The sequence below is a fragment of the Wolbachia endosymbiont (group B) of Chesias legatella genome (genome assembly GCF_964026945.1).
In the GTDB taxonomy this organism is placed as follows: Bacteria; Pseudomonadota; Alphaproteobacteria; order Rickettsiales; family Anaplasmataceae; genus Wolbachia.
This window is the reverse complement of sequence record NZ_OZ034711.1, coordinates 1,010,486-1,036,514: the sequence shown is the minus strand read 5'-3', so window position 1 is coordinate 1,036,514 and position 26,029 is coordinate 1,010,486. Positions and strand designations below refer to the sequence as shown.

Annotated in this window: 26 protein-coding genes and 8 pseudogenes; 20 read left to right on the top strand and 14 right to left on the bottom strand. The window is 33.7% G+C overall.

What is annotated here, in order from left to right; genetic code table 11:
- Positions 1–148: 148 nt before the first annotated feature.
- The gene (locus tag AAGD65_RS04765) at positions 149–1,426 is read right to left on the bottom strand and encodes an IS4 family transposase (RefSeq protein ID WP_264683173.1); all 1,278 of its coding nucleotides are present in this window, start codon (positions 1,424–1,426) and stop codon (positions 149–151) included.
- A gap of 167 nt (positions 1,427–1,593) precedes the next feature.
- Here AAGD65_RS04765 and AAGD65_RS04760 point away from each other — a divergent pair.
- From AAGD65_RS04760 to AAGD65_RS04685, 16 genes and pseudogenes are all read left to right on the top strand, one after another.
- A pseudogene (locus AAGD65_RS04760) lies at positions 1,594–1,779 on the top strand (hypothetical protein); the annotation flags it as partial.
- A 506-nt stretch (positions 1,780–2,285) separates the two neighbouring features.
- Entirely contained in the window at positions 2,286–3,629 is a 1,344-nt protein-coding gene (ltrA, locus tag AAGD65_RS04755) for a group II intron reverse transcriptase/maturase (protein ID WP_264374788.1), read from the top strand.
- Between the two features lie 78 nt (positions 3,630–3,707).
- Positions 3,708–3,887: a hypothetical protein gene (locus AAGD65_RS04750; RefSeq protein WP_264683463.1), complete on the top strand. Its 180-nt coding sequence runs from the start codon at positions 3,708–3,710 to the stop codon at positions 3,885–3,887.
- A gap of 1 nt (position 3,888) precedes the next feature.
- Positions 3,889–4,381: pseudogene (locus AAGD65_RS04745) on the top strand (phage tail protein).
- The gene (locus AAGD65_RS04740) at positions 4,378–4,851 is read left to right on the top strand and encodes a hypothetical protein (RefSeq protein WP_264683267.1); all 474 of its coding nucleotides are present in this window, start codon (positions 4,378–4,380) and stop codon (positions 4,849–4,851) included. Before AAGD65_RS04745 ends, AAGD65_RS04740 begins: the two are co-directional and overlap by 4 nt.
- Positions 4,838–5,302: a phage baseplate assembly protein V gene (locus AAGD65_RS04735; protein ID WP_264683268.1), complete on the top strand. Its 465-nt coding sequence runs from the start codon at positions 4,838–4,840 to the stop codon at positions 5,300–5,302. Before AAGD65_RS04740 ends, AAGD65_RS04735 begins: the two co-directional genes overlap by 14 nt.
- Entirely contained in the window at positions 5,302–5,556 is a 255-nt protein-coding gene (locus AAGD65_RS04730; protein ID WP_264683269.1) for a PAAR domain-containing protein, read from the top strand. The genes AAGD65_RS04735 and AAGD65_RS04730 overlap by 1 nt, the downstream gene beginning before the upstream one ends.
- A gap of 60 nt (positions 5,557–5,616) precedes the next feature.
- Complete coding sequence (locus AAGD65_RS04725) at positions 5,617–6,435, top strand: ankyrin repeat domain-containing protein (protein WP_341810901.1); 819 nt, start codon at positions 5,617–5,619, stop codon at positions 6,433–6,435.
- A complete protein-coding gene (locus tag AAGD65_RS04720) occupies positions 6,432–6,767 on the top strand; it encodes a GPW/gp25 family protein (RefSeq protein WP_019078516.1) in 336 nt (111 codons plus the stop codon). The genes AAGD65_RS04725 and AAGD65_RS04720 overlap by 4 nt, the downstream gene beginning before the upstream one ends.
- A 2-nt stretch (positions 6,768–6,769) precedes the next feature.
- A complete protein-coding gene (locus tag AAGD65_RS04715) occupies positions 6,770–7,561 on the top strand; it encodes a baseplate J/gp47 family protein (protein WP_264683229.1) in 792 nt (263 codons plus the stop codon).
- Between the two features lie 162 nt (positions 7,562–7,723).
- Complete coding sequence (locus AAGD65_RS04710; protein ID WP_264683228.1) at positions 7,724–8,473, top strand: hypothetical protein; 750 nt, start codon at positions 7,724–7,726, stop codon at positions 8,471–8,473.
- 104 nt (positions 8,474–8,577) lie between these two features.
- Entirely contained in the window at positions 8,578–9,744 is a 1,167-nt protein-coding gene (locus AAGD65_RS04705; protein ID WP_264683227.1) for a phage tail protein, read from the top strand.
- Positions 9,745–9,911: 167 nt separating this feature from the next.
- Positions 9,912–10,622, top strand: coding sequence for an ankyrin repeat domain-containing protein (locus AAGD65_RS04700; RefSeq protein ID WP_264683271.1), 711 nt, complete (start codon positions 9,912–9,914; stop codon positions 10,620–10,622).
- A 26-nt stretch (positions 10,623–10,648) separates the two neighbouring features.
- Positions 10,649–11,110, top strand: coding sequence for an ankyrin repeat domain-containing protein (locus AAGD65_RS04695; RefSeq protein WP_264683226.1), 462 nt, complete (start codon positions 10,649–10,651; stop codon positions 11,108–11,110).
- A 4-nt stretch (positions 11,111–11,114) separates the two neighbouring features.
- Positions 11,115–11,555 (top strand): DUF2924 domain-containing protein, encoded by a 441-nt coding sequence (locus tag AAGD65_RS04690; protein WP_264683225.1) that lies wholly within the window; start codon positions 11,115–11,117, stop codon positions 11,553–11,555.
- A complete protein-coding gene (locus AAGD65_RS04685; RefSeq protein ID WP_341810900.1) occupies positions 11,548–13,044 on the top strand; it encodes a recombinase family protein in 1,497 nt (498 codons plus the stop codon). Before AAGD65_RS04690 ends, AAGD65_RS04685 begins: the two co-directional genes overlap by 8 nt.
- Before the next feature lie 200 nt (positions 13,045–13,244).
- Here AAGD65_RS04685 and AAGD65_RS04680 read toward each other — a convergent pair whose 3' ends face one another.
- Positions 13,245–13,538 carry a hypothetical protein gene (locus tag AAGD65_RS04680; protein WP_264683273.1) on the bottom strand — a complete coding sequence of 98 codons (294 nt, stop codon included), beginning with the start codon at positions 13,536–13,538 and terminating at the stop codon, positions 13,245–13,247.
- A gap of 9 nt (positions 13,539–13,547) precedes the next feature.
- Positions 13,548–14,408: a PRANC domain-containing protein gene (locus AAGD65_RS04675; protein ID WP_264683274.1), complete on the bottom strand. Its 861-nt coding sequence runs from the start codon at positions 14,406–14,408 to the stop codon at positions 13,548–13,550.
- A 297-nt stretch (positions 14,409–14,705) separates the two neighbouring features.
- Here AAGD65_RS04675 and AAGD65_RS04670 point away from each other — a divergent pair.
- Positions 14,706–15,119: pseudogene (locus tag AAGD65_RS04670) on the top strand (transposase); the annotation flags it as partial.
- Here AAGD65_RS04670 and tnpA read toward each other — a convergent pair.
- From tnpA to AAGD65_RS04650, 4 genes and pseudogenes are all read right to left on the bottom strand, one after another.
- A pseudogene (tnpA, locus tag AAGD65_RS04665) lies at positions 15,102–15,543 on the bottom strand (IS200/IS605 family transposase). The pseudogenes AAGD65_RS04670 and tnpA overlap by 18 nt on opposite strands.
- A gap of 26 nt (positions 15,544–15,569) precedes the next feature.
- A complete protein-coding gene (locus tag AAGD65_RS04660; RefSeq protein WP_341810899.1) occupies positions 15,570–15,899 on the bottom strand; it encodes a hypothetical protein in 330 nt (109 codons plus the stop codon).
- 79 nt (positions 15,900–15,978) lie between these two features.
- Positions 15,979–16,101, bottom strand: coding sequence for a hypothetical protein (locus AAGD65_RS04655; RefSeq protein ID WP_264683275.1), 123 nt, complete (start codon positions 16,099–16,101; stop codon positions 15,979–15,981).
- 22 nt (positions 16,102–16,123) lie between these two features.
- Positions 16,124–17,172: pseudogene (locus AAGD65_RS04650) on the bottom strand (IS481 family transposase).
- Between the two features lie 78 nt (positions 17,173–17,250).
- On the opposite strand from AAGD65_RS04650, the pseudogene AAGD65_RS04645 reads away from it, so the two are divergent.
- A pseudogene (locus AAGD65_RS04645) lies at positions 17,251–17,388 on the top strand (IS982 family transposase); the annotation flags it as partial.
- A gap of 309 nt (positions 17,389–17,697) precedes the next feature.
- Here the strand turns inward: AAGD65_RS04645 and AAGD65_RS04640 are convergent.
- The 7 genes and pseudogenes from AAGD65_RS04640 to AAGD65_RS04610 form a co-directional block, all read right to left on the bottom strand.
- Positions 17,698–18,942: an MFS transporter gene (locus tag AAGD65_RS04640; protein ID WP_341810898.1), complete on the bottom strand. Its 1,245-nt coding sequence runs from the start codon at positions 18,940–18,942 to the stop codon at positions 17,698–17,700.
- Positions 18,943–18,954: 12 nt separating this feature from the next.
- Positions 18,955–19,365, bottom strand: coding sequence for a GNAT family N-acetyltransferase (locus AAGD65_RS04635; protein WP_007301907.1), 411 nt, complete (start codon positions 19,363–19,365; stop codon positions 18,955–18,957).
- A 1-nt stretch (position 19,366) separates the two neighbouring features.
- On the bottom strand, positions 19,367–20,695 hold the full coding sequence (locus AAGD65_RS04630) for a B12-binding domain-containing radical SAM protein (RefSeq protein ID WP_341810897.1): 1,329 nt from the start codon (positions 20,693–20,695) through the stop codon (positions 19,367–19,369).
- 5 nt (positions 20,696–20,700) lie between these two features.
- Positions 20,701–21,537, bottom strand: a complete 837-nt coding sequence (locus tag AAGD65_RS04625) for a radical SAM/SPASM domain-containing protein (protein ID WP_341811028.1) — start codon at positions 21,535–21,537, stop codon at positions 20,701–20,703.
- A gap of 77 nt (positions 21,538–21,614) precedes the next feature.
- Positions 21,615–21,929 carry a hypothetical protein gene (locus tag AAGD65_RS04620; RefSeq protein WP_341810896.1) on the bottom strand — a complete coding sequence of 105 codons (315 nt, stop codon included), beginning with the start codon at positions 21,927–21,929 and terminating at the stop codon, positions 21,615–21,617.
- 87 nt (positions 21,930–22,016) lie between these two features.
- Positions 22,017–22,145 carry a hypothetical protein gene (locus AAGD65_RS04615; RefSeq protein ID WP_019236598.1) on the bottom strand — a complete coding sequence of 43 codons (129 nt, stop codon included), beginning with the start codon at positions 22,143–22,145 and terminating at the stop codon, positions 22,017–22,019.
- A 581-nt stretch (positions 22,146–22,726) separates the two neighbouring features.
- A pseudogene (locus AAGD65_RS04610) lies at positions 22,727–23,000 on the bottom strand (transposase); the annotation flags it as partial.
- Between the two features lie 77 nt (positions 23,001–23,077).
- Between AAGD65_RS04610 and AAGD65_RS04605 the strand changes: the two are divergent.
- Positions 23,078–24,300: pseudogene (locus tag AAGD65_RS04605) on the top strand (IS256 family transposase).
- A 118-nt stretch (positions 24,301–24,418) separates the two neighbouring features.
- The gene (locus tag AAGD65_RS04600) at positions 24,419–25,747 is read left to right on the top strand and encodes an IS4 family transposase (RefSeq protein WP_264682442.1); all 1,329 of its coding nucleotides are present in this window, start codon (positions 24,419–24,421) and stop codon (positions 25,745–25,747) included.
- Positions 25,748–26,029: the final 282 nt, after the last annotated feature.

Sequence of the window (26,029 nt, the reverse complement as noted above, 5' to 3'; positions counted from 1 at the left end):
TTGAAGTGATTGATAATTATGGTAAATACTAGGGTGAATTTTTAAGAAAAGGGAGTCTGAAAAGTGCAAGTTATTTAAAAAAGTAATAATTGCAGGTTATTTTGCAAAGAATGTACTAATGCAATGATACTGAAAAGATATCTTGAATTTAAAACACATGTTTTCTAGCTCTTTTCTGGTAGTTGAGTGAACGAATATCAGATATCTTATGACGATCAACTCTTCTCCCTTTTCTCACCACTAAAGTGTTCATCAAAAATAACTGTGATAGTCGATACATAATGCAGTCTATGTCTGACTCTGTAGAAAAAATATCAAAGGCTAAGTTTTTAATCGCATTAAATGAGACAGATTTATTGATGCTTTTTTTTAGTTTACTATTCTGTGAGCTCAATGTCTCTTCATCATCTTCTATCATGATACTTTCTAGATTACTGATGAAGATAGTTGACCAAAAATCCTGCTTGATAGTTTCAATACTTTTTCCTGTGAAATTCTCTAAATTTAATCTTCCCTTCAGCCTAGAAAAAAATGTTTCTACTCCCCAGCGCAAGTAATATAATCTCTCAAACTCTTCAACTGTAAAACGTTTCTCATCTAACAGAGATGTTACTAACACTTCAACTTCGCCAGAAGAAAGTATTATTTTGACTAACCTGAATTTCATCTCATCAGGTAATCCTAGCTTTCGTAGCTGTCTTGCTACTTTAATAGGTGCGGTAGACACTACCACCGTACTAGATGGGCTTTCCGGCTTAAACATAGCGTTTATTTCATTGAAAGACGAACTTGAACAGCGAATTATATAATTGATTTTCCTTCCTGTAAGCTCAGCAAGAAATCGATAAGATACGTATCCTCTATCACAGATTAACAAATCGTCTGATTTTATGGATTCAAGCATACCGATTGCTAAATCAACCTCATAGCTGTCACCTCTACTTAGCACAGATTTTATTGCAATATTATTTAGCACATCGTAGCAAACTTCAAAGGTTGCACTTGTATAGTCTTCAAATCTCTGGATTCCATTCCATACTGCTCTTGAGCTAAACTCACCTATTATTTTGTCGCTCTTTGGCAGAATCAGTATTGAAGCATCAAATGCAAGTACTCTGAAGCCATGGTGGGTTTTAAATTCCTGATCTTGGTAGTATAGGGAAACTATATCATCATTTAACTCTGAAAACGCAGTATGTTTTAGCTTCTTTCTTGCTTGAGTAAATGCACTTGCCGTAATTGTATAATCTTTTCTTGTATGCAGAACAAACTCATTAAGCATCACTTGTAATGACTTTACACTCTTTCTAAAAATCAGGAGAAATACATTAACGAAGGGCAGCTTTCTTTTTCGTGAGAAGTCTTTTGAGGATGCTCTGTGTGCGTTTATAAAGTTTAAACTCATCAATTTATTTTTTATAAACATGATTATTCTTTTTTTTACTCATGTCATTACTTCTTTTAATTTGTGAATCTTACCTGATTTTATAATACAGTTCATCACTTTTCCTTAACTTAATGGCAGTGGGGACAGAACGACTCTACCGGTATGCGCTTTCTTAGCATGTAAAGGTTAGTATATCAAAAAGAAATATGCAAGAGAATATTAAGCGATTATTAGAAGATTGTTTTGCCCATTTAGGAGAAGTAGCTTTGTATGAGTCGAAAAATAAGGCGTACATGGTACAAGTATTAAAGCAAGAGCCAGATAAATTATACGAGATTGGTGAAGGACAATTTGTGGAAGAAACTTTAGCGTTAGAAGTAAGTGCGTTTGATGGTGCGTCCAGAGAAGGTAAGTATGTTCAGTAGGAGTCAAACCTACCAGGATAAGAGTCGGAGTCCTGTAGCTTGGGTAGCAGTATGGAGGGAAACCAAGATACTGAAGCCTACCGACAACGTTATCGTAAGGATAAAGGCGAGTTATCGGGCCATAACGGAAGTGAACACATAGGTGGCCTCGAAAACACAGTACTGAAGGCCGAACCAGCCGTCAAATGGTGAAGGCAGTACAGAAGGTTGAAAAACGACTGATACAACTGTTCTACTTCAGCGGGGTGATAGTGATGGCACGATAACAAGGACATACAAAACAACTGGAGAAGCCCTCCTCATCCCAAGGAGAAATATCTTGGAGAGGTAGGTTCTATAACTGGAAACAGGAAATGAACCGAAGATGAAAGGGTGGCGGATGGGTGCGTAGTAGCGAAGAAGTGAGGTAATGCTCATGGAGCAAAGGTACCCTACTAGTAGAAATCTTTTAACAAAAGGGAGGTAAAGGTAAAATGATAAAAATGCCAATAAAATTACAAGACCTGAGAAGAAAGATATATACCAAAGCGAAGGCAGAACCGGAATGGCGATTCTGGGGAATCTATGTTCATGTTTGCAAAATGGAAACACTGAAAGAAGCCTACAAGCTAACAAAGAGGAGTAATGGGGCACCAGGAATTGACAGAGTGACATTCGAATTGATAGAAGCAGAAGGCTTAGAAAAGTATCTCCAACAAATAAGATATGAACTAATAACCAAGACCTATAGCCCAAATAGGAACCGGAGAAAGGAAATACCAAAAGCTGGGGGAAAACTCAGAGCATTGAACATACCCTGCATCCGTGATAGAATAGTGCAAAGTGCACTAAAGCTAATAATTGAACCAATATTCGAATCTGACTTTCAGGACGGATCATATGGATATAGACCTAAGAGAAAAGCGCATGAAGCAATAAAAAGGGTAGAGAAAGCAGCAATCAAAGACAATACAAAAGCTATTGACATAGATCTGAAATCCTACTTTGATAATGTGCGACATCATATTCTTATGGAAAAGATTGCCAAGAGAATAAATGATAAAGAAATCATGCACTTGATCAAGCTAATCCTCAAGATGGGAGGAAAACGAGGAATAGCGCAAGGATCAACGATTTCGCCGTTATTGAGCAATATATACCTCAATGAGGTAGATAAAATGCTAGAGAAAGCAAAAGAGGTGACCAAAGAAGGAAAATATCAACATATAGAATACGCAAGATGGGCAGACGATTTAGTAATACTGATAGATAGACACCCAAAATGGGAATGGCTGGAAAAGTCAGTATACAAAAGGTTACAAGAGGAATTAGCAAAAATAGAAGTAGAAGTAAATGAAGAAAAGACAAAAGTTGTTAACCTAAAAGAAGGGGAAAAGTTCAGCTTTCTAGGATTCAATTTTCGAGAGAAAATTACAAAACAAGGAAAATGGACGGTAGAAACAACACCACAGATGAAAGCACGAACAAACCTACTTCACAAGTTGAAGGAAGTATTTCGTTGGCATAAATCGCAACCAATAGAGAGAGTGATTCATATCATTAATCCGATATTGAGAGGGTGGATAAACTATTTTAGGATTGGAAACTCAAGTCGAAGCTTTCACTACGTGAAGCATTGGGTAGAGAAGAAAATAAGACGCAATTTAATGAAAGCCAGAAAAGCAAGAAAAGGATTTGGCTGGAAGAGGTGGAGTAGAGAATGGATATATAAAACCCTGGGTCTATATTCGGACTACAGAATAAGATATTACATTCCGAAAGCATCACCAGCACAATATGTTATAAATTTTGGTAAAGAATCTACTAGGAAAGCGTAGTGCGGGAAAACTGCATGCTGCGTTTGATGAGGCGGGAGCTGGAAACGTGAATATGGGAATTTTGGATTGAGGCCCAACATGAAAATAATGGATCAGCCACCAAACCCTAAAGAGGCGCGCCAGTTCTCGACCCTACTACTGTTAAAGCCAATAGTGGGAGATGTTTTTGTTATAGGTGATCGAAGATATAAAGTACACTCACCGCCACTTAGAGACAAGTCTGGAATAACGTGGAAAATAAAAGCGTCTGGGGTGTAAAATGTCTGTTCATATAGAAGTTGAGGTAATAGAAAATGTAAATGCTAAAAGAAGAAAAGTAGAATTAGCAACGGTAAAGGCATTAAACAAAACGGCACTATGGTTAAAAGCGCAAGCAGCTAAGGAAATCAGTGAGGAAAAGCAGATAAAATTAAGTTTGATAAGAAAGAGATTAAGAATTTTTAAGGCGAAAACTAGCAGTGTTAATTAGAGCAAATCTCTATGACATTAGAGCATCGGCAATTGGCAAAATACAAAAAACAAGAAGAGGATCGAAAGTAGGAAAGCATGAGTTTATAGGAGGATTTGCAGCAGTTATGCCAAAAGGAAATAGCGGTATTTTTAAGCGTGAAGGAAGAACAGCCCTGCCAATACAAGAAGTAAAGCTACCACTGGAACCTGAAGGCTCAAGAATAATAAAAGACCTTGTTAATTATGAAGTTGAGAAAGTCTTTACAAAATTTTTTGAACGTGAATTGAGCTATAAAGGATGAATTTGAAAGATTTACATGATAAAATTTGTACCACGCTGAAGAAAGAAATTTCTGCGATACAAACATGCGAAGTATATCCAGTAATAAGAAAAGAATTAGTAGCACCAGAGGTTTTTGTGGAGCTTAGCGGATTTGAAAAGGGACATGATCCTGGAACAGAAGAGTTAGCACTAAAAGTAAGATTTGAGGCAAGGATTGTAGTTGATGGAACAGTCGAGTATTCCTCGTTAGTTGTAAGGTCATTAGCAGCAGAAGTAGCAAGAGTAGTAAATAAAAATACTTGGAATGTGGAAAATGTTTCACCTGCTGAATTTATCTCTGCGGAAGTTGACGGATTTAGGCCAGAGCTAGATGCTTATCTTGTGTGGCTAGTTGAATGGGTTCATGAGGTACACTCGGGTAAATCAGTATGGTCAACTGGCATAATGCCACATGTTATTGAGATAGGTGAAGTGCATGTTAGACCATAGTTTTGCAATTTCAGAGCTGAATAGGAAGCTAGCAAACGTTATTCGTATAGGAATTGTAAAAGAAATAGATTATGAAAAAGCAAAAGTAAGAGTTAAAATAGGAGAATTTTTAACAGATTGGTTGCCATGGATAACAAGCAAAGCAGGAAAAGATAGAAATTGGTCTCCGCCAGATATTGATGAGCAAGTAGTTATACTTTCCCCGCTGGGAGAATTATCTTTAGGAGTAGTACTTTCTGGAATATATCAACAAAAGTACGCTGCACTAGAAAATAAAAAAGAAATAAATAGTGTAAAATTTCAAGATGGAACAAGATTGTTATATGATAAAGAGAAGCATCATTTAGAGATTGAAGTAGTAGATAAAATAACACTGAAAGCTGGGGAATCGAGAATAGAAATGACAAAAAGTGGAATAAAATTGAAGGCAGATAAAATAAACCTTAATTGATGAATAAATCGGTTGTGCGAGTAGGAGATTATTGTGCAGAAGCAACACCACATTTTTGCATTAGTGGCAGTAACAATGTTTTTGTAAATGGTAAGCAAATTTGCAGGCAAGGAGATAGTTTTAGTGAAGGAAAAATATTAATAGAAGGATCTAAAACAGTATTTGCTAATGGGTTTGGTATAGGAAGAGTTGGTGATCTTGTCTCTTGTGGATTTAAAGTAATGAGCGGAAGTAATAGTGTATTTACACAATAGATGAAGAATTTGTTTTATATAGAACATGTTCTATAATAAATTATATTTAGTTAAGTATTGATGGCTATAGCAGAACAAGAAATCGATAGTATATTTAAAAAAATAGAGTCGGAATTATTGGAAGAAGATGATGTAATTGAAAAAATAAAACAAAAGTTATTTACGCATGAAGAAACTTACAAAAAATGGGAAGAATGTAATTTCTATCGAAGCTATTTATTTGAAATAAAGAATACTGTTGTTCGTTATTATAGCACGGCATTAAATATAGCTGCCCATAATGGTTGTCAAAAGATAGTAGAGCATCTTGTACTGAAACAAGGTACAGCGATTAACAGAAGAGATGCAGGTGGATATACCTCTCTGCATTGTGCTGCTAGTAATGGACATATCAGGATAGTAAAATTACTACTAGAAATGGGAGCATCCATTAACTGCAAAGCTAATATGGGAGGAACACCATTACATTTTGCTACTGCCAATGATCATCTAGGTGTAGTAAAAGCTCTGCTAAATAGGGGAGCATGTACTTTAATAAAAGATAAAAATAATCACATTCCAAGGTTTTATGCTAAAAGCATAGAGGTATTTGATACTTTGAAAAAAGTAGAAACCAAAACATATGAAGAGTTTGCAAAACGTGAAAAAGATAGAAAAGAAGCATATGCAAGGAAGATTATTATAGTTTGTGTTGCATCTTCATTGTTAATAGCGGCTATAGGATACACTTTTGTTCTATCTGCATTAGCTGTTGCTGTTATATGTGCATCTATTGTACTGATATCTTCTTATACTGCATATAAAGTATCACATGCTAACACTAAAATGGAAGATTGTATCTTAGAAATTAATAGAAGTAAGACAGTATATGAGTTATGAAGGGAATGAGCAAAGAAACAGGTAAAGAACTAGAGGGTTTAGAACACTTAAAGCAATCAATAATTGATATACTGACCACTCCTATTAAGAGTAGAATAATGAGAAGAGATTATGGATCAAGATTATTTGAGTTAGTAGATAAGCCAATAAATAGGGATTTAACTTTGGAAATTTACGCAGCAACTGCAGAAGCTTTGGAAAAATGGGAAAAAAGATTTAAGTTAGAAAAAGTAAAAATAACAGAAGTGAAAGAAGGAAAAGTAACGCTTGACCTAGAAGGATTGTACTTACCAAGTGGAAAAAATATTCGCTTTGATGGAGTTGTGGTATAAAGATGGAGCAGCCTAACATTATTGAGCCACTGAACTTCGAAGAAATTCTGTCTCGGATGAGGGAAGAGTTGGTGAAGCGTGACGCAAGTTTTACAGCATTAGTTGAAAGTGATCCAGCGATAAAGATTCTGGAGGTAGCAGCATGGCGAGAACTTTTACTCAGACAAAGGATAAACGAAGCTGTAAAGGGTAATTTACTTAAATTTGCAACGGGAGAAGATCTTGATAATTTGGCTGAGTTTTATGAAGTGGAAAGACAAAAAGGAGAAGATGATGAAAGATTTAGAAAGAGGGTAAAAGCAAAAATAGCAGGTTGGTCAACAGGAGGAAGTAAGGAATATTATAAATATCATGCACTGTCAGCAGATAGTAGAGTAAAAGATGCACTAGTGGAATCAACTATACCAGGGAAAGTACAAATTTCAATTTTATCAACACAAACTGGCATAGCGTTAGAAGAGCTACTTGAAATTGTAAAAAAGCAAGTTACTAGAGATGATATAAGGGTTTTAACCGATACGATAACAGTAATTGGTTGCAATATTACGGAAATAGATATCCACAGCAGAATGAGCATAAGTCCTTTAATATCAGAGGAAGAAATCAGGAAGCAGTTTATTGAGAAGTTTGAATTAGCAAAAAGATTAGGGTGGAATGTTACAAGATCATGGATAATAGCAAATTTATTTGTAGAGGGTGTAGAAAACGTAGAATTAATCGAGCCAAGAGAGGATGTTGTGGTGCTAGGTAATGAGTGTGCAGTTCTTAGTCATGTTAAATTAGAGGAAATATAGGATTTGAAACGTATTCTTTTACTAGCAAGCACTTTTAAGAAGTTCATAATATTTTTGAATATATTACATTAGCAGTAAATCAATTGACACGATATTACCTCAGATTATATTGTATGTGTGGAGAATACAAAACTTAAATAGGTAACATTAGGGGGTATTTTAATGGCACAGGAACAACAATCAAATGCAAACTTTTGCGGGGCTGTAGGCAGAGCACTACTTTTGCCATTACATGCAATAGTTTATGTGTTTAATCCATGTAATTGGTGTAATTCATCAGATAAGGTTAAAAGAGATGCAAGAGTTGCATTAAAAGAAGTGGTGGATGGCCATCCAAGGGTTTGTTTACACGCAGAAATGTTAAGAAGCAGTGCAGAGTTGGGCATGAAGATCTTGAAAGTTGGATCTGGATTTGTTGCGTTTTCAATACCCAGGTGCTTTTCAAGTAAACTGAAGCAGAAAGAAATTGACGATCTGCAAAGAGAACATCCCAACATCAAGCTTAGTAAGGAAGACAGAACAGCTATTATTGAGATTGATATTGTGGAAATTCAAAGAGGGTTGCATGGCAGAAAAGCTATTATTAACCAAGTTGCAAGCAGGATATGTTCAGACCTAAAAGCATTGACACGAGCTGGCATTGAAAAAGTATCATATGGTGATATGAAGCTCATTTACAGTATTGCAAAAGCGTTGCATGATAGCCATAACTATACTAGAAGCGAGGAGAAAGAGATATTCACAAAATCTGATGGTGCTATGATAATTTGCATTGCCAACAAAGGTATTGTATCTCTCGGTGGTAGAAATCATAGAATAGAAGATAATAAAAAAAACAGAGTATCTCTCAATGAGCCTGGAAGTAGTATGTCTAATGTAACGGCAAGCAGTTTTTACGTTAAGCAAATTTAGTAACAGATACACTTTTAATGAGGAAATTTCCGTACCAAGGTCAGAACTATCTCTTGTTTACTTATGTATCATATAAGCAAAAGAGTTAGAGCAAGAAAAAGCAAATGAAAAGTTTATTACCGCCAAACGCAACAAAGCAAGAAAAAGTGCTAGTAGAAGCAATCGACTACAAAGTTAATCCAAGTTGCATCAGGGAATTTAAATTTAGTCTCAAAGATGAAATACTGCCGTGGATAATAGAAGAATATGGTTTAGAAGAGATACTGCGTTGGGTAAAAGATAGAAGAAAAGCCGTAATAGAAGGAGTAAAATTTCAAAGACTGAGAGGAACTCCAGCATCACTCAAAATAGCACTAAAGTGGGCAAATATAGAAGATATTACAATTATCGAAGAGCCACCTGGTAAGCACTTCTTTGAGCTGCAAATTGGAATAAAAGATGTTCCAAATGACTTCTTCGTAGATGCAGTAGTAGAGCTGGCAAAACTATCACTGCCTGTAAGATCGCGGCTAATGAGGATTTTCAATGACCACTACAACGTTGACAGGTTTATTTTAGATGAGAGTGTATTTGGCAGCTTATTATCAGACTATTCAGGTAGAAAAGTTGAAAAAGATGGACCAGTATTATCGTTTGGAAGAGTAAATTTTTTTAAGTTTAGTGGTACATCAATTAAGGTTATAGAGAGTTATCTACGTAACCATTATGAGCAAGCATTTAGTAATGACATATATCGATTAGATGTAGCAGTACTTGGAGAAACAGAGCCTCACACAAAGGATTACAAAGGCATCTATGAAAGAAATCATCAGTGGTACAATTTAAAAGCACTATATCCATTACCACAGAGTTTATTACCAGAAATTAAGTTTGCGAAGGCGCAAGTTATATTATCGGACAGTTGGAACTTAGAAGAAATAAATGCGTGCTTTCCGGTTGGTAGCATAGAAGAAGAAGGAAATAAATTTTTATTAGGGAGTAGCAAACTATCTGAACAATTTTGGAATTTAAAACACAAGCCAATTCTGGAAAGATTCAGCATTATCCATAATTACAAAGTAGAAAATTATACTGATCAGAAGATCACAAAATATGTTTTAGCAGAACACAACGTTTACTATAAAAATGATTTGGATTCAGAGCAAAAAGACTCAATACACGAATTAGAAAAGCACATTTTAGTATTTTACCCGGGAGTACTGAAGTGGCATGAACATCGACATTTGCACAGAAGTTGGAAAAGTAGTCAAGTAATATCTCTAATGAGTTAAGCGCTTATATTTAGATCCTCATATATTATATTAATAATAGGTAAAAGTGTATGAAATAAAAAGAAAAAGACTTGCTTTCTCATGCTAAAAAGGACATGACTTGAATAGCAGCAGGTAAATATAAGAAATTTGTCTGGCGCTAGAAAAGCTAATTTTGTGAGGTAAGTATGAAGTTTAGCAAAGAATCTTTTAGTAAGTTTTTTAAAGAAGTATCAAGTAACGGATTTAAAAATATTAACAAAAAAAATGAAGAAGGAGAGACGATCTTGCATCAAGCATCCGATTACAAAACAGTGAGATTATTAATAAAAAAAGGAGCTGAGGTTAATGCAAGAGATAAGAATGGTTATACACCACTACACTGTGCAGTATTTGCGAAAAGCTTAGAAAATGTAAAAGTGCTGCTAATGTCGGGAGCAGAAGTAAATGCCACTCAATATGTCACTGGATGTACGCCACTGCACTCTGCGTGCAAAATAGGAGGAGCAGGAGTTGAAATAATAAAAGAGCTAGTAAAAGCAGGGGCTGAGGTTAATCAACTGAATAAATATGGTGCAACACCAATGTATTACATCTGGGAAAGTGAAAAGTATCGTCTATGTGATAGCAAAGAGAGTGAAAAGGCAAGTAAATTTTTGAGAGAAAAAGGAGGAATAACAAAAAGTAGAGAACTGACCTGCTATGGAATAGAGGGGCTAGTGGGAGAAATAGCAGACATGTTGAATGTAAGCTACATGCCGGAGCTAAAAATAATAGAGATAGGAGAAATAAGGAAGAGAGACAAATCACTGATAAAGGAAGAATGTCAAAATTTAGCAAGCAAGATAATGAGCCAAGTAAATGAGATGATAGATGAGGTGGTGAAAAGGAGGGCTTAAAATTCAAAGAAAAGGTGAGGTAGGTCATGAGTAAAAAAGGAAAAGAGGAGTCACTATTAGAGAACTCATTTAAAAGTATTTATGCAAGAGACGAAAAAGGAAGAACAGCTCTACATTATGCAGTAGAGGTAAAAACAGTGGAGTTATTAGTCGAAAAAGGAGTGAATGTGAATGCAGCAGATGTAGAAGGATACACAGCACTGCACCTAGCGGTAACGGAAAAACGCCTAGAAACCGTGAGAGAGTTGATAAAGTCAGGAGCAAATGTAAATGCTGAAGAGTATGGCAATAAATGCACTCCATTGCACCTTGCATGTATGGTGGGGAAAGTAGAGATAGTAAAAGAGTTAGTGGAAGCAGGAGCAGAAATAGAGCAAGCAGATAAATTTGGAATGACAGCGATGGATTATGTGAAAAATAGTAAAGAGGTAGCTGAAGTATTGAAGAAAGAAACAGACAGAATTGAAAAGCTATTTATGAAGGGCTAAAAATATGGAGAAAGAAATAGAAAAGAAAGTAATGAATTTAGAGAGAAAACCTTTAGATGAGCTGAGAAAAATATGGAAGAAGGTATATGGGGAAGAGGCACCTAAACATTCAAAGAAATATCTGATACCAAGACTATCATATAGAATGCAGGAGGAAGCATATGGAAAAATGTCAAGAAAAGGGTCAAAAAGACTAGAGTATCTGGCAGATCGACTAGAGAAGGGAAAAAGAATAAGTAGTGACAAATTGCCAGTAGCAGGAACAGAGCTAATATTAGAGAGAGGGGAAGAAACGCATGCGGTAATGGTAACAGACAAGGGTTTAATCTACAAAGAAGAGTTTTTTACATCATTGTCAGCAGTAGCCGGAAAAATAATGGGAATGAGTTACAATGGGCCGCTCCTATTTGGTTTGCGTGATCAAAAGGGAAGGGAAAATGTGTAAAGGGATAAGATGTGGAATATATACGAGAAAGTCAAATGAAGACGTTCTAGAGCAGAAGTTTAACAGTTTAGATGCGCAACGAGTAGCATGTGAGAAGTACATAAAGAGCAAAGAAGGCTGGGTAGCATTGGCCAAAAGGTATGATGATGGCGGATATTCAGGAAAGAATTTAGAAAGACCAGCAATAAAGGAATTATTTGAAGATGTTAAAGGAGGAGAAGTAGATTGTGTGGTAGTGTATACTCTGGATAGGCTATCAAGGGAAACAAAAGATAGTATAGAAGTGACATCATTTTTTAGAAGGCATAGAGTAAATTTTATAGCAGTAACGCAGATATTTGATAATAATACGCCAATGGGAAAGTTCGTACAAACGGTATTATCAGGTGCAGCACAACTAGAAAGAGAGATGATAGTAGAGAGAGTAAAAAACAAAATAGCAACATCAAAAGAACAAGGTTTATGGATGGGTGGAACTTTACCGCTGGGATATGATGTAAAAGATAAAGAATTAATAATAAATGAGAAAGAAGCAAAAGTGGTAAGTTATATATTTGAAAGATATGTGGAGCTAAAGTCAATGGCAGAACTGGCAAGAGAGTTAAATAGTCAAGGGTACCGGATAAAATCAGATATCTTTAAAAAAGCGACGGTGAGAAGAATAATAACAAACCCAATATATATGGGAAAAATACGGCATTATGAGAAAGAGTATGAAGGAAAACATGAAGCAATAATAGAAGAGGAAAAGTGGAAAAAAGCACAAGAATTAATAAAGAATCAGCCATATAGAAAAGCAAAATATAAGGAAGCGCTGCTAAAGGGAATAATTAAGTGCAAGAGCTGTAATGTAAATATGACACTGACATATGCAAAAAAAGAGAATAAGAGATATCGATACTACGTATGTAATAACCACTTAAGGGGAAAGAATTGTGAATCAGTGAATCGAACAATAGTAGCAGGAGAAGTAGAAAAAGAAGTGATGAAGAGAGCTGAACAGCTATATGAAAAATGGGGAGAAAAAGCGGAAGAGTGGAAAAATTTAAGTTTTGGAAAGCAGAAAGAAGTAGTGAGGAAATTAATAAAGGGAGTAATGGTAAAAGAAGATGGAATAGAAGTATGTTCTGAATCAGAGGAAAAATTTATACCAATAAAGAAGAAGGGAAAGAAATGCACAGTAATCGAGCCAGAAGGTAAGACAAATAATGCGCTACTTAGAGCAGTGGTAAGAGCCCATTCCTGGAAACGTCAGCTAGAAGAGGGAAAATATAGAAGTGTGAAAGAGCTGAGTGCCAAAATTAATATAGGTACAAGACGTATACAGCAAATTTTGAGGCTGAATTATTTAGCACCAAAGATTAAAGAAGATATAGTAAATGGGAGACAGCCAAGGAGTTTGAGGTTAATGGATTTAAAAGAAATACCGATGTTGTGGAGCGAGCAACTAGAGAAATTTTACGGGTTTAAACAAGCTGTCTGCCAATAAAAAATAAGATAATTTCTTTAGAAGAATCTTTGGATTATTAAACTTTCTGCAACTCTTTAACCCCAATTATGGAAAGATCAGTAAATTTAACACTCACACTGAATTGGATAAATTGATTGTAAAAAAATAAGATTTTCAATAAGTTGCTTGTATAGTCGGCCTTTCATAGGTAACAAAGCCAACTCTCCTGCTATATCTCCTTACCCCCTTAAGTTATAATTTTGCACTGTTATTTGATTTACTACAGCTTCAGCATTGCTATTCTCAAGTGACTTTGAAGGCTTTATGATTGCAGCAATAACTAAGCAACAAGCCCCAACTGCTATTCCCACTGCTGGCATTTCTAAGTAAACTGCAATGGCTATTCCTAAAGTAACTCCAGCTATTGCCAATACAGAGACAGTTACAGCAGACAGTTTATTTTTCTTTTCACTTTGTGGATTTGTATTATTCTCGATGCTATTACTTATATCATTTGGTTTCTTACTTTTCAACTCTTCACTTTATACATGAGTAGTTTCACTATATGTACTTCTTACTGCCTCGTTTAAATTCTTTATATCTATATTGCTTAGCAATTCAACTACTCTCTTAGAAAGTTCTTTAGGTAACTCCTTATCAGATTCTGTTCTACTACTTGGAAATACTTTACATAAATTATTAGAACCTTCACCTATTAATTCTAGCCTTTCCCATAATTTTTGACGTTGATTTTCTATTTCATTAGCATATATAGGAAATTTCTTATGTTTATCTTCGTTCAATGCTGCCCCTGCTACTCGTATATGACATGCTAATTGATCGTTATTGCCTGCTAAAACATCATAAAATGTGATACCATTACCAATCTTTTCTTCTTTTATTCTTTTTATTTCCTCTGAGCATTTATTCCAATATTCTAACATAGTATTATTGTGTCTTAAAAGATCTGGTATACTATCATCAGGATTTTTTATTAATATCTCTTTTATCAAAAATTTTACCACGTCTGTACGATTAGTTAAGATACAGCAACGTAAATCATCTAGCGCATTGTGTATTTCTGCCCCTGCTCTTATTAAAGCCTTTGCTATATTGTAAAAATGGGTCATACGTGGAAGAAGTTTGGGGATAAAATTTCCATCATAGCAATTATAGAGAGCTATATCAATCAAACTAAATTCTTGTTCTTTACGTCCAGACCCTGACAGTAACAAAAATTTATGATTAATGTCAAAGTTTCCTTCTTTCCAAGAAGAGTAAAGATTTCCTGCTTTCTCTTGTAAACATCTTTTTATTTTTTCTATTACATTAGTTGCATCTAAATTCTCACATTGATCTAAGTCGTGAAATATTCTTACTACATCGAAATATCCGCCTTTCATTGTAACCCACCTAACTTGTAAATTATATCAATATATATTTTAATAAGGGCTTTAACCACATACTACTATTATATGATAGTATTTTTGTAATGAAAAGTCAAGCTTATATATATCTTAACTTTTTATATCAAACTACTAATAAATACTTTGCTATCTCTGAATCAACGATGTAAAAGCATATTTGTATGGCTCAGAGATTGTCTGCAGATTAGCAAATTTAGACAAGATTTCTCTTAGAGCCTGTACATGATCTCAAAAAAGAAATAAAATGAGAGGATAATATAGATAGTGAAGAATATGAGAAGATCATACCCAAGCGACATAAGTCGGAAAAAATTTGAGATTATTGTAAAAGATCTAGAGTCTTGCAGAAAAAAAACAAAACCAAGAAAACTTGATTTGTATGAGGTGTTTTGTGAAGTATTGTACGTCTTGAAAAGCGGTTGCCAGTGGAGAATGTTACCAACAGAATTTCCAAAATGGCACAATTGTTACGATTATTTCAAAAAATGGAGTGAAAAGCCAGATACAGCTAAAGAAAGCATTCTAGGGCGTGTGTTAAAAAAAATAGTTGGCGTGGTCCGACAAAATAATGGTCGGAAAGAAAAAACCAGCTTTTGCATAATTGATGCACAGAGTGTAAAGAATGCAGATACTGCCAAAGAGAAGGGCTATGATGCTGGTAAAAAAATCTCAGGATTCAACCACTATGGATTGAAATCCAAAGATTGAGAGAGAGCATAGAATGCTAACTTTCGACTTACCAAATTTATCTTCTTTTTTAGAGTGATTTTCAATATAATTTTTTATCATTTCGTCAGTTACGTTTCCGCTAGTCCTGACAAATGCCCATAACCCAGTATCTTTTTCTCAGCTCTGGAAAGTTTTGCTGGATTTTTCTGGAACTTTTTCCTTTTATTAACTGCACTAACTTACTAATACTTAAGTATGGGGGTACAGAAACGTATACATGTTGACGCAACTCTACCTCTGATAATTTCTACTTTCACATACTTCTTGTACAACTTCTTTAGTTTTCTGCCCAATATCTCCAACTAATACTGGATATCGATATTTTGTTATCCACACTATGTGATATATATACAGAGTGACTGCTTTTTCTATAATATTCCACATTCTTTCAAATTTTTCACCTTAAAATTATATTCTTGAAAGGATGGTCCAGGGTTTTTCTCCCAAATTTGGAACAACAAAAGTGTAAAATTGTTGCAACAAAACTAAGCAAATTACTTTATATAGAGAAAACGAGCCAATATGGCTGATTTTACAGCATAATAAAATTGCCATGTGGAAAAATTCGAACGGATCACTTGGTAGAACAGCAAGAACATAATCAGAAGATTCATTATGTCTCAAATTACGAATAACCTTGTCTAGCTCAGATATTTTAGCACCAAAATCATCTTCAGATAAAAGACCCAATACACACTTTAGTTCATTAGACAATTTATTATTTGGACCATATATCATCACACACAATAATATAAATTATACTATATTACATTTATTTTCAAAACAATTATTATACCTATTTATATTTTGTATATGGTTAATATAGCCCTGGAATAGTATAGAGAATTATATCATCATTAAAATAAAACTCATCTGCTGCTGTGTACTCTTTATTAATTTTGTAAGAATCATAAACATCGTAATCTGCTGTACTAGACACAACTTAATCTGACAGACACGAATTAACTGACAGAAGAATTGAGGTAGTTAAAACTAATATCAGTCTCTTGTTTAATGCTACTAATATTTTTCTGAAAAGCAATGTGTTTGCTATCAAGAAAAGTTTGCATAGGCATAGCAGTATTTACCTGAGTGAGGCCTGCTCTCATTGTAAGAACGCAACCAATGATCAACATCTATCTGCAGATCTTCCAAAGAATTGTAGATTTTCTTGCGAAAAATAATATTGTAACACTCATCTTGCATAGTTTTATGGAATCTCTCGCATATGCCATTAGTTTGCGGAGTTGGTTTTAGAATATTTTCAATTCCTAAATATAGCTGATAAGCGTGATTTTCTGGTTTGCCACAGTATTCCGTACCCCTATCAGTCAAAATGCGCAACAATGGTACGTTTTGCCCATCAAAGAAAGGTATATTAAGAAGATCTGCTGCAGTAATTGCAGTTTTGTCTGTATAAAGCTTTGCCATAGCAACTCTTGAATAGGTATCAATAAAAGTTTGCTGATAGATTCTTCCTATACCCTTGATATTGCCTACATAATAAGTATCTTGAGAACCTAAATAACCGGGATGTTCTGTTTCAATTTCACCATGTGCTTCCCTTTGTTCTTTAACTTTTTCTAAAGCCGCAAGTTGCTCCTCTGTTAGAATTATTCCATCTTGCATAACTTTTGCCTCAAGAGCCTTCAGTCTTTTTTTGAAGGTCTCAAGGTCATTTCTCAGCCATACAGATCTCACTCCACCTTCAGAGATTATTATGCCCCTTTTTCTAAGCTCATTTGCAGCTCTTTGTTGTCCATATGCTGGAAATTCTGTAGCTATGGCAATTACTGCCCTTTCTATATCTTCGGAAACTCTGTTTGCTAATAGAGGTTTTTTCTTACTTATTTCATGTAATGCTTCTTCTCCTCCATTTTCATATAATTCCTTGAATCGATAAAACGTATCTCTCCATTACTTTGCACGCTTGTGATACATTTCCTAATTGTTTTGCTAGCTCCAATAACCCTAACTTTGGTTTTAGTATTTTTGTTTGTATTGTACTCATTTCTAACACTCCTTTTGTTTGTTTATTATTTTATAACTTACTTTTTTAAAGTGTCAGATCAAGTGTTATTTAGTACACCTAAAAAATAGATTAGAAATTGAGCACACTCGCCACCGATCTCCTTTTAACTTTCTGGTTCATATTTTTTCTACACTCATTTCATACTCTTTACAACGTAAAAAACCTTCCATTTCCAATTCTTTCTTTGTCGGCTAATCCATAGTTAGCGTTGTAGAAGAGAAATCATCAACAAAAACAACGCAGCAAAGACAAGCAATCCTGGAAGGTTTTATTGGTACAGCGTTATTGATAAGTGGTGTGTATGGCTCTTTTCACAATAGCCCAAATAAACCATAGTGCCACTAACTCGACAGACCACAAATGCGTATTTCACCTAATTTGGACTATTATGAGAAGGGCTATGAATTCAAAGGGGGAGGTAAGACCATTGAGAGTTTTGAGACTTACTAAACTTTCCCTGTATCGGTTATAGGGTAGCATAAAAGATCTGTTCTGCACTTAACATTAAAAAAAATTACTTAGCAACAATCTTTGATTATTCATTATTAATGATAGTCCAAGTAACACTAATAATAAGCCAACTAATAAAAACATTATATCAATTGTAATAAAACTGATTAGCAATGCACCAACCAAAGGAGAAATAATCATGAAAAAGTTTTGAATAGATTCGCTAAAGGCAGAAACTGAGCCTATTATACTTTGGTCAACTTCTGTCTGTAATAGACTAGCATATGGTACATTAATCAGCGCCCCCGTTATTCCAAATAAAAACCATATTAATACATAAAAATACACAGACAAATTTATATGATAAAAAGCTAATGAACCTAAAAGGAATAATAATAATCCACCAAGAGTTTGCCCTGCAGAAATCAACAGTATGTACCTAAAGTGCGTAATGTAAGTAGTAACTACTACTGCACCAACAACACTGCCCATTCCTATAGCACTTATTGCTATTGCATATATTGATGCACTAAAATTCATAAATTTGTTGAAAACTATTATATAAAGATCGAATATAAATATTATGGCAAACCTTAATGCACTATTAATAATAACAATTCTTAAAAGCTTATTGTTTTTAATTGTACTGGCAACATTTATTAGTTTCTTATATATAAAAGTCAATTTACTAATCTTATTGTTAGACAATTTTGTTTCTGTAATTTTCATAGGTAGACTAATAGCTTTGATAAAGCATGCAGATGCTAGAAAAGTTAAGGCATTGATAATAAACAAAAATTTTATATTGCAATACAAGATCAACAAACCACCAAATGCTGGACCAATAATTTTTGCAAGTTGACTTGAAGTATGCAAAAAACCTGATGCTTTTGGTAATAGATCATTAAGAACTAGTACTTTTAAGGCTATTTGCCTAGAAGGTAAGAAAAAACAACGGCATATTCCCTCCAAAAAGAGTAATAACAAAACTATTTCGTAATGATAAGCTAAAAAATATAAAATAATTGATAAAACTGCTCGAGAAATATCAGAATAAATCAAAATAGGTATTGGATTTTTATTATCTACAGATACTCCTATAATTGATCCAAAAAAAACGCTTGGAGCTGCAATAATAATTTCAACAATAGCAAGCATTTGTGATGATAAACCAATATCATAAAAGAATAATGAGCCAATAATAGGTATTACCATCCAGTCACCTAAACTGGAAATAAAGTCAGCAATAACTAAGTTAATATAGTTAGTATTACTAATCAAGCGATTTGTTTTTACCATAATTTAATACTATTAAACTTTACATGACAGGTGATATGCTTTAGCTTGAAAGCCATTATTTAAATAAAATTTCGAACCCAAATGATTACTCATACTTACATCGAGGTGAATTTGATGGTAACCAATTCTTTTACTTTCTTCTTTGAGCCATTCAATTAGCTGGTGCCCGTAGCCTCTTGATCGATACTCAGGTAGAGTTACTAAATCATCGACATAAACATATTTTCCAAACGCAAACTTATAGAGTAATCTATACGCTAAAATAGCAATAAGATCATTATCTACGTATTTGCCAATAACTTTATATCCATTATTGCATAAAGACGTAAAATTAGCTATAAAGGTATCTTCGTTATCAATATGTACATATAATTCATTAATTAAATTATATAACTGTTTAGGGTTAATAGTTTGAGATATCATGTTAAATAAGTTGTTGTTTTAGCCATTCAAATTCTTTTATTTTTAACTCAGCTATTTGCCGTATATCACCTTTATTTTCATCATTTAGCTGCCTTAAAGTAGGATATACGTTTTCTTCATACCAAGTTTTAAGTAAGTTATATAAAACTTTTGTGTTATTGTCTTGAAATTCAAAACTTCTGTGAAATAATGACTTTTTTAAAAGATTATCTCGTTTAATTTTTAGCTCGATAGGGGTTCCTGGCATTACCTTCAATATGCTATTAGTTAAAAATTGGGGAATTCGATACCTACCAAATTTCTCAATTTTATCAAGCTCGAACTTTATACTTTCAATAGTTTGCCATGGATGCCACAGTATATAACTTGTTACAGTTTTTATATTATTTTTATCACATTCTTTAATAACTTTATGTAAATGAGCCTGATCAACTAACTTTCCAAAAATTTTTTTTAATGTTCTTTCATTGAAGGATTCTATTCCAATCAAAAAAGTTTTTACACCAGCATTTGAGAAATTTAAAATGGAATCTGCATCTAATACTTCGGATCTAATATTGAGTGCTATTGATATTTTGTCGCAAATATCATTTAGATGATCTGCTAGAATTTTAGCTCTATAGCTACACTCATATAAATTGCCACCAAATTCATTATCACTGAAAGCAAATCTTGTAATATTATGTACTTCATACAAGTAATGAATATCCTTTGCAGCTTCAGTTACATTACGCCCATACCAACCATGACCTACATCTTCATTATATGCACAAAAAGTGCACCGAGCATTACATCCACTACTACCTTCTATAGAAATAATACTATTTTCATAAAATTTGATGCTATTTTGTAGACCTCTAATCTGATAAAACTTATCAATATTGGCTTGAACATTTTCTGCAAGTGTTTGTACATAACTATCATACTGTATAAAAGAAAGTATTGATATCTTAGTCACAACAAGGTCAACAGCTTCATACTCCATCAGTTCCTCAGAAGCACTTGCTGCTAGATAACCGAAACCTATTATTACAACTTTATAACTTAATTTTATTAATCTTAACTCATCAGCTATTTTTTTTAAAACTATACCATAAGCATCAGTTTTGTTAAGAAATACAAGTATAAAGTAAAACTTTAGTGAGTTATTTGATAAATAAGCTAAGAGATCCACTTGTTTGCTAATTTTATAATTGGAATCTAATAAAGTAGTATTATAGCCTAAAGACTTAAGATATGTACTTAATGATAAACACCTACCTGTTACTACACGTTGCTTAAAATGTGCATCAAATAACTGTGGAGAATAAATTATTACTTCCCTGTCCATTAATATTAACCAAATAGACTCATTGGAGTTTCACACCTATGGCATAACCTACCTTCGTCAAGTTTTCTAAATTTATCTAATTTTACAGAATTAAACCATACATCATCTAAAGAATCACTTAGTATATTACCCATACATTGAGTTTTATCACTGACTCCAAATATACACGGATAAATGTCTCCTTTTTGTTCAATTGCGAATCCTGATATACCAGGGCCACAATTTCCACTACCAATAGTTTCTATTTTTGTGGAGTATTGTTTTGCAAGTCTTTCACATTCTGGTATTAATACATCAATTATTTCTCTATCACTTAAAATTATGTCAGAATATCCCTTAGACCTACCACAATTTTTCTGAGGAAAAAATTTAAATTTTTTTACCCCAAAACTTTGACCTATTGTAATAATATCTTTTAGTTCTGGAAAGTTTAGCTTGTTAACTACAGTATTTATCACAACTTCAGCAATTTCTGTCAGCTTTCTTATTCCCTTTAATACACTCCTATTGAATGATCCAAGACTTGCTCCTCTAATAAACTCATAAGTTTGAGATGTAGCACCATCTAAGGAAACTTGTATTTTTTTTATATTAAGTTCCCGTAATTTTGATACTACTGTTGAAGTAATAATACTTGCATTTGTACTTAACCCAAAGCCTAAATTCTTTGATAGAATAATTGAAGCTAGCTCAAAAAATTGTGGGAACATTAAATTTTCCCCACCTGTTATATAAATATCAAAAATCCCATAACCTCCTAACCTTTCTATAATACATTTCCATTGTTCAATGCTCAGAAGGAATGGATCTGCCTTAGTACCACCCTTACAATAGCAATGAATACATTTTTGATTGCATCTAGTAAAAGGTTGAAGGTGTGACCAGAAAGGCTTAATTATATTTTTTTTGGAGAATTTTCTTAAAAATGCTTTTTTATTTTAGGTACATCCTCCAGTAGGCTTATAGGGCGGTTATTAGTAGGCACAATGATGCCTTGTGATACAAGATCCTCAACAGCTTCGTTAAATTGAGTACAACTAATACCGAAATCTTTACTGAAACTTTTATAACCACTTTGTATTATATCCTGATACCTTGAAACTTGATAGATTAGTAAAACTAATGTATTTATTTTACCTAATTTATAAACTTGACCTGTTTTCTTATTTCTAAGTAAAGAACCAAAATACTCTAGCCTATATTGAAAATTAGGATTAATAATTAAAAATACCATAATACTAATACTGTACCTCACTTAAAAAGTAAAATTTCCACATGAGTAAGATTTGCATAAATGAAACCTTACTCATGTACCATATTTTTAGCTAGCGCTTTGCTCAACTGTGCCCTTGTAACTAGTTGATCCAAGAGACAACGAAGCTTCTGTTATATCCTCATACTTTTTTATTTCTTCCTTAGTTGACTCTTGTGGCTGCATATTTGCTTCCATATAACCTCCATACTGTAAAATTAATTTACATAATGTAGTGATAAATTTAAAAGTCAAGCTACTATTTTTTATTCAGTACAATTATTTAGTAGATGACTAATCGCAGTGCTAAAGTTTTGTATACTTTTATTAGCAGGAAAAAATGCTATACAAGCATAGACTCTAAGCTTTCTTGTTAATGAATTGGTCTGTTACGGTAAAGCATTTTTGCTGTGATTAAATAATGTGAAAAGTTAAGGATACTACGTAATGATCTCTAAGTTGGCTTACTTTTAAGTGCAAAATTTCTTTTGTGCTCTGAGTAAACTATAAATAGAGTTGATGGTATTAGTATCAATGCACCACATAAAGTATTTGTATCAGGAAATTCATCAAATATGAAATATGCTGCTAATGTAGAAATAAGTAATTCAAAGTTCCAAAAATCATAAGCATCGGTTTTTAGAAACTATCTTAAGCTATTCACTTAATAGGGTTGTGAGCGTTCCCAACAAAAGATACAAAAGAAAGGTAAAAGATGGTCTTCCCTTCTGCTTGAATGTAGGGCTTTTGTTAGTAAGCTTTCTCAGGTATAGCTGTTCTCATAATAGTGGAAACAAATGAAGAAAAGCAGAATCGACAGCTTGACGAAAAGATTTAAAAAGAGTTCCTGGCTCTGTTTTTTATAGCAAACCAATGATGCTCAATTTTATTGAAATCTGGAGAATATGGAGGCAGATACAGAATGTCTGCACCAACCCTTTTGGCAAATTCGACAATCTTTTTAGACTTATGAAAAGTTGCATTATCTAAAATCACTGTTTGTCCAGGCTGTAAAATTGGTGCAAGAAATTGCTCGAACCAGCCATTAAAAACCACAATGGGAATGTTCAAAAAAGTGTGTCAAAGCGAAAAAAAGTAATAAATTGATATAAAAAAATGGAGGTTTGACAATGAGTCAAAAAGTAGTAAACAGAACTAACGTATTGGTAGATTATAAAGAGTTGGAAACAAATATCCTGTCGTCTATACGAGAAGGAAGACCGTTGACAGGAAAGGAGGAAGCATTAACACCATTTATAAAAAAGCTGCTGGAGGCGAGTCTAGAAGGTGAAATAGAAAACCATTTATTAGCTGAAAGTGAAGAAAATAATCGCAGAAATGGGAGGAATGGAAAGACTTTACGTACAAGTATTTGAGCTGTTAACGCCAAGAGATAGAGAAGGAAGTTTTGAGCCGCAAATAGTCAAAAAAAGGCAAACAAGCTTACATCCAGAGCTTGAAACGAAGATTTTGAGCACATTTGCCAGTGGTATGAGCTATAGAGATATAGCGTCACACGTTGAGGAAATTTATGATCACAAAATATCGGCAGCAGAGATATCAAGTATTACCGACAAATTACTGCCTATAATCAATGAATGGCGTAGTCGTCCACTGCAATCAGTATACCCGATAGTATTTATGGATGGGATGTTCTTTAAGGTCAAGGAGGATGGGCATTGCGTAAGTAAATGTATGTACAATATATTGGGCATAGACCAAAATGGCAGAAAAGAAGTCCTGGGCTTTTATTTGGCTGAAAGTGAAGGAGCTAACTTTTGGTTGGGAGTGCTAAATAACCTCAAAGAAAGAGGAGTAGAAGATATTCTGATTGCATGTGTAGATGGGCTAAAAAGCTTTCCTGCAGCCATCAACAGTGTATTTCCCAGTGCAGAAGTGCAGCTATGTATAGTACACCAAATAAGAAATTCTCTGAAATATGTATCCAGTAAAGATGTAAAAGTTTTCATGAATGATCTGAAAAAAATATATCGTGCTTCAAGTAAAGAAATTGCTGAGAATTATCTGCTTGAGCTGATGGGGTGAGAAATATCCTTTAGTTATAAAATCCTGGCAGAACAATTGGAAAAACTTATCCAGTTATTTTAAGTATTCTGGGCCATTTAGGAAGCTGATTTACACCACTAATCCAATTGAGGGGTTGCATAGACAAATCAGGAAATTTACTAAAACTAAGGGTTCATTTACTAGTACAAATGCCTTGTACAAACAGGTATATTGTGCTATAAAAAAGGTAGAGCAAAAGTGGATTATGGCTCTCCCTAATTGGGCTTTAACTATGTCTCAACTTGATATTTTCTTTCCAGATAGATTGAAAATTGAGTTGAACTAAAAATGCGATTTGACACAGTTTATTTAACCATACGCGTCAAGTTAAGGAAATAAAGGTATGAAAGAGATAGAATAATAAGGTATAAGTTCTCCCAGAAATACTTTTAGTGAGAGAACCAATGAATAAAATAACTAGCTTATCAAAAAAGCTCAAAGAATTTTTTAATGAAAAAGCAGATAAAATCTCAACTACAACAAGGTTTATAAAAAGAAAGAGAAAGCTAAAAGGTTCATCGTTCGTAAAAGCCATGGTCTTGGGTAATATAGGGGTTGATAATTGTAGCGTAGAAACAATGTGTCAATTACTAAACGAGGACTCGATAGATATAACAAAACAAGGTTTGGATTTTAGATTTACTGAAGAAGCAGTGGAATTTATGAAAAGGATGTATAATGAATCTGTGGTTCTCTTCAAAAATATCTTGCAAGTTGATTGCAAAATCTTACAGCAATTTAATAGTGTTAAATTATTGGACAGTAGCTATATTACTCTACCTAACAGTATGGAAGAGATGTATAAAGGTTATGGTACTAGCTACAGTGGCTATGAAAGCAATACTAAGTCTGGAATAAAGTTACAATTAGTTTTCGACTACATGAATCAGATAATAGACCAACTTAATTTAACGGAGGGAGTAAGATCAGACCAGGGATATAGGAAACATTTAAGTAATATATTAAGCAATGATTTGCTAATATCTGATCTCGGTTATTTTGTGTCAAGTTCTTTTAAACAAATCAATGAAATAGGAGCTTATTTCATAAGTCGTTATAAATCCGATACCAACATATATGATGTAGAAACAAATCAAAAAATGGAGTTATTAGAATGTTTAGAGGATAAGTTATTTTTAGAAAACGAGGTATTGTTAGGAAAAGAAGCAAAAATTAGAGTAAGAATTATATGTCAGAAACTAACTGAAGAACAGTCTATGGCCAGAAGAAGGAAAGCTAATAGATTAGCAAGATCGCAGGGATATACATCCTCTAAAAGAAATCAAAAATTGTTGAACTGGTCAATATTTATAACTAATGTTCCAGAAAATAAAATTAGTGCTGAGCAAGTATTAACGATTTACAGAGTAAGGTGGCAAATTGAGTTATTATTTAAATTGTATAAAAGCCATATCAGACTTGATAAGCTAAAAGGAAAGCCATGCAGAGTATTATGTGAACTATATGCTAAATTGTGCGCAATTCTTATATTTCACGGCATAGTTGGTTGCACAGAAGTGAAAAAGAATACAGAACTTAGCTTAACAAAGGCATTTATTGAGCTAAAAAGGCGGGTTAGAGAGTTATTCTTAACATTAAATTGTGTAGTCAGTAAAGTTCAAATTTTCCTCAAAAAACTCATCTCAACCTGGTCAAAATTCTCCTTAAAAGATAAATATAGAAAAACAAGAATATCAACTTTGAGTGCACTAAATTTGTTCATTTTTCCTTAACTTGACGCGTATGGTTTATTTAACACTCCCAAGCTTAATAGACAAATGGTAGGCAAAAAGCTTGTTACACCACCTCCAACGTTTCCATTACCCTTTTCCTTAAGTCATAACTATATGCTACTGGCATCCTTACCTTCACTACTATAAATCCATATCTTACTCTTTTTGGACTATTATGAGAAGGGCTATAGTTCCTTCTTTCTTTATCATTTATTTTGATAGTTCCAATCCTATCCTATGTTTATCACTATAACTAACACTGCCTGGCTCTAAATTAAAAAG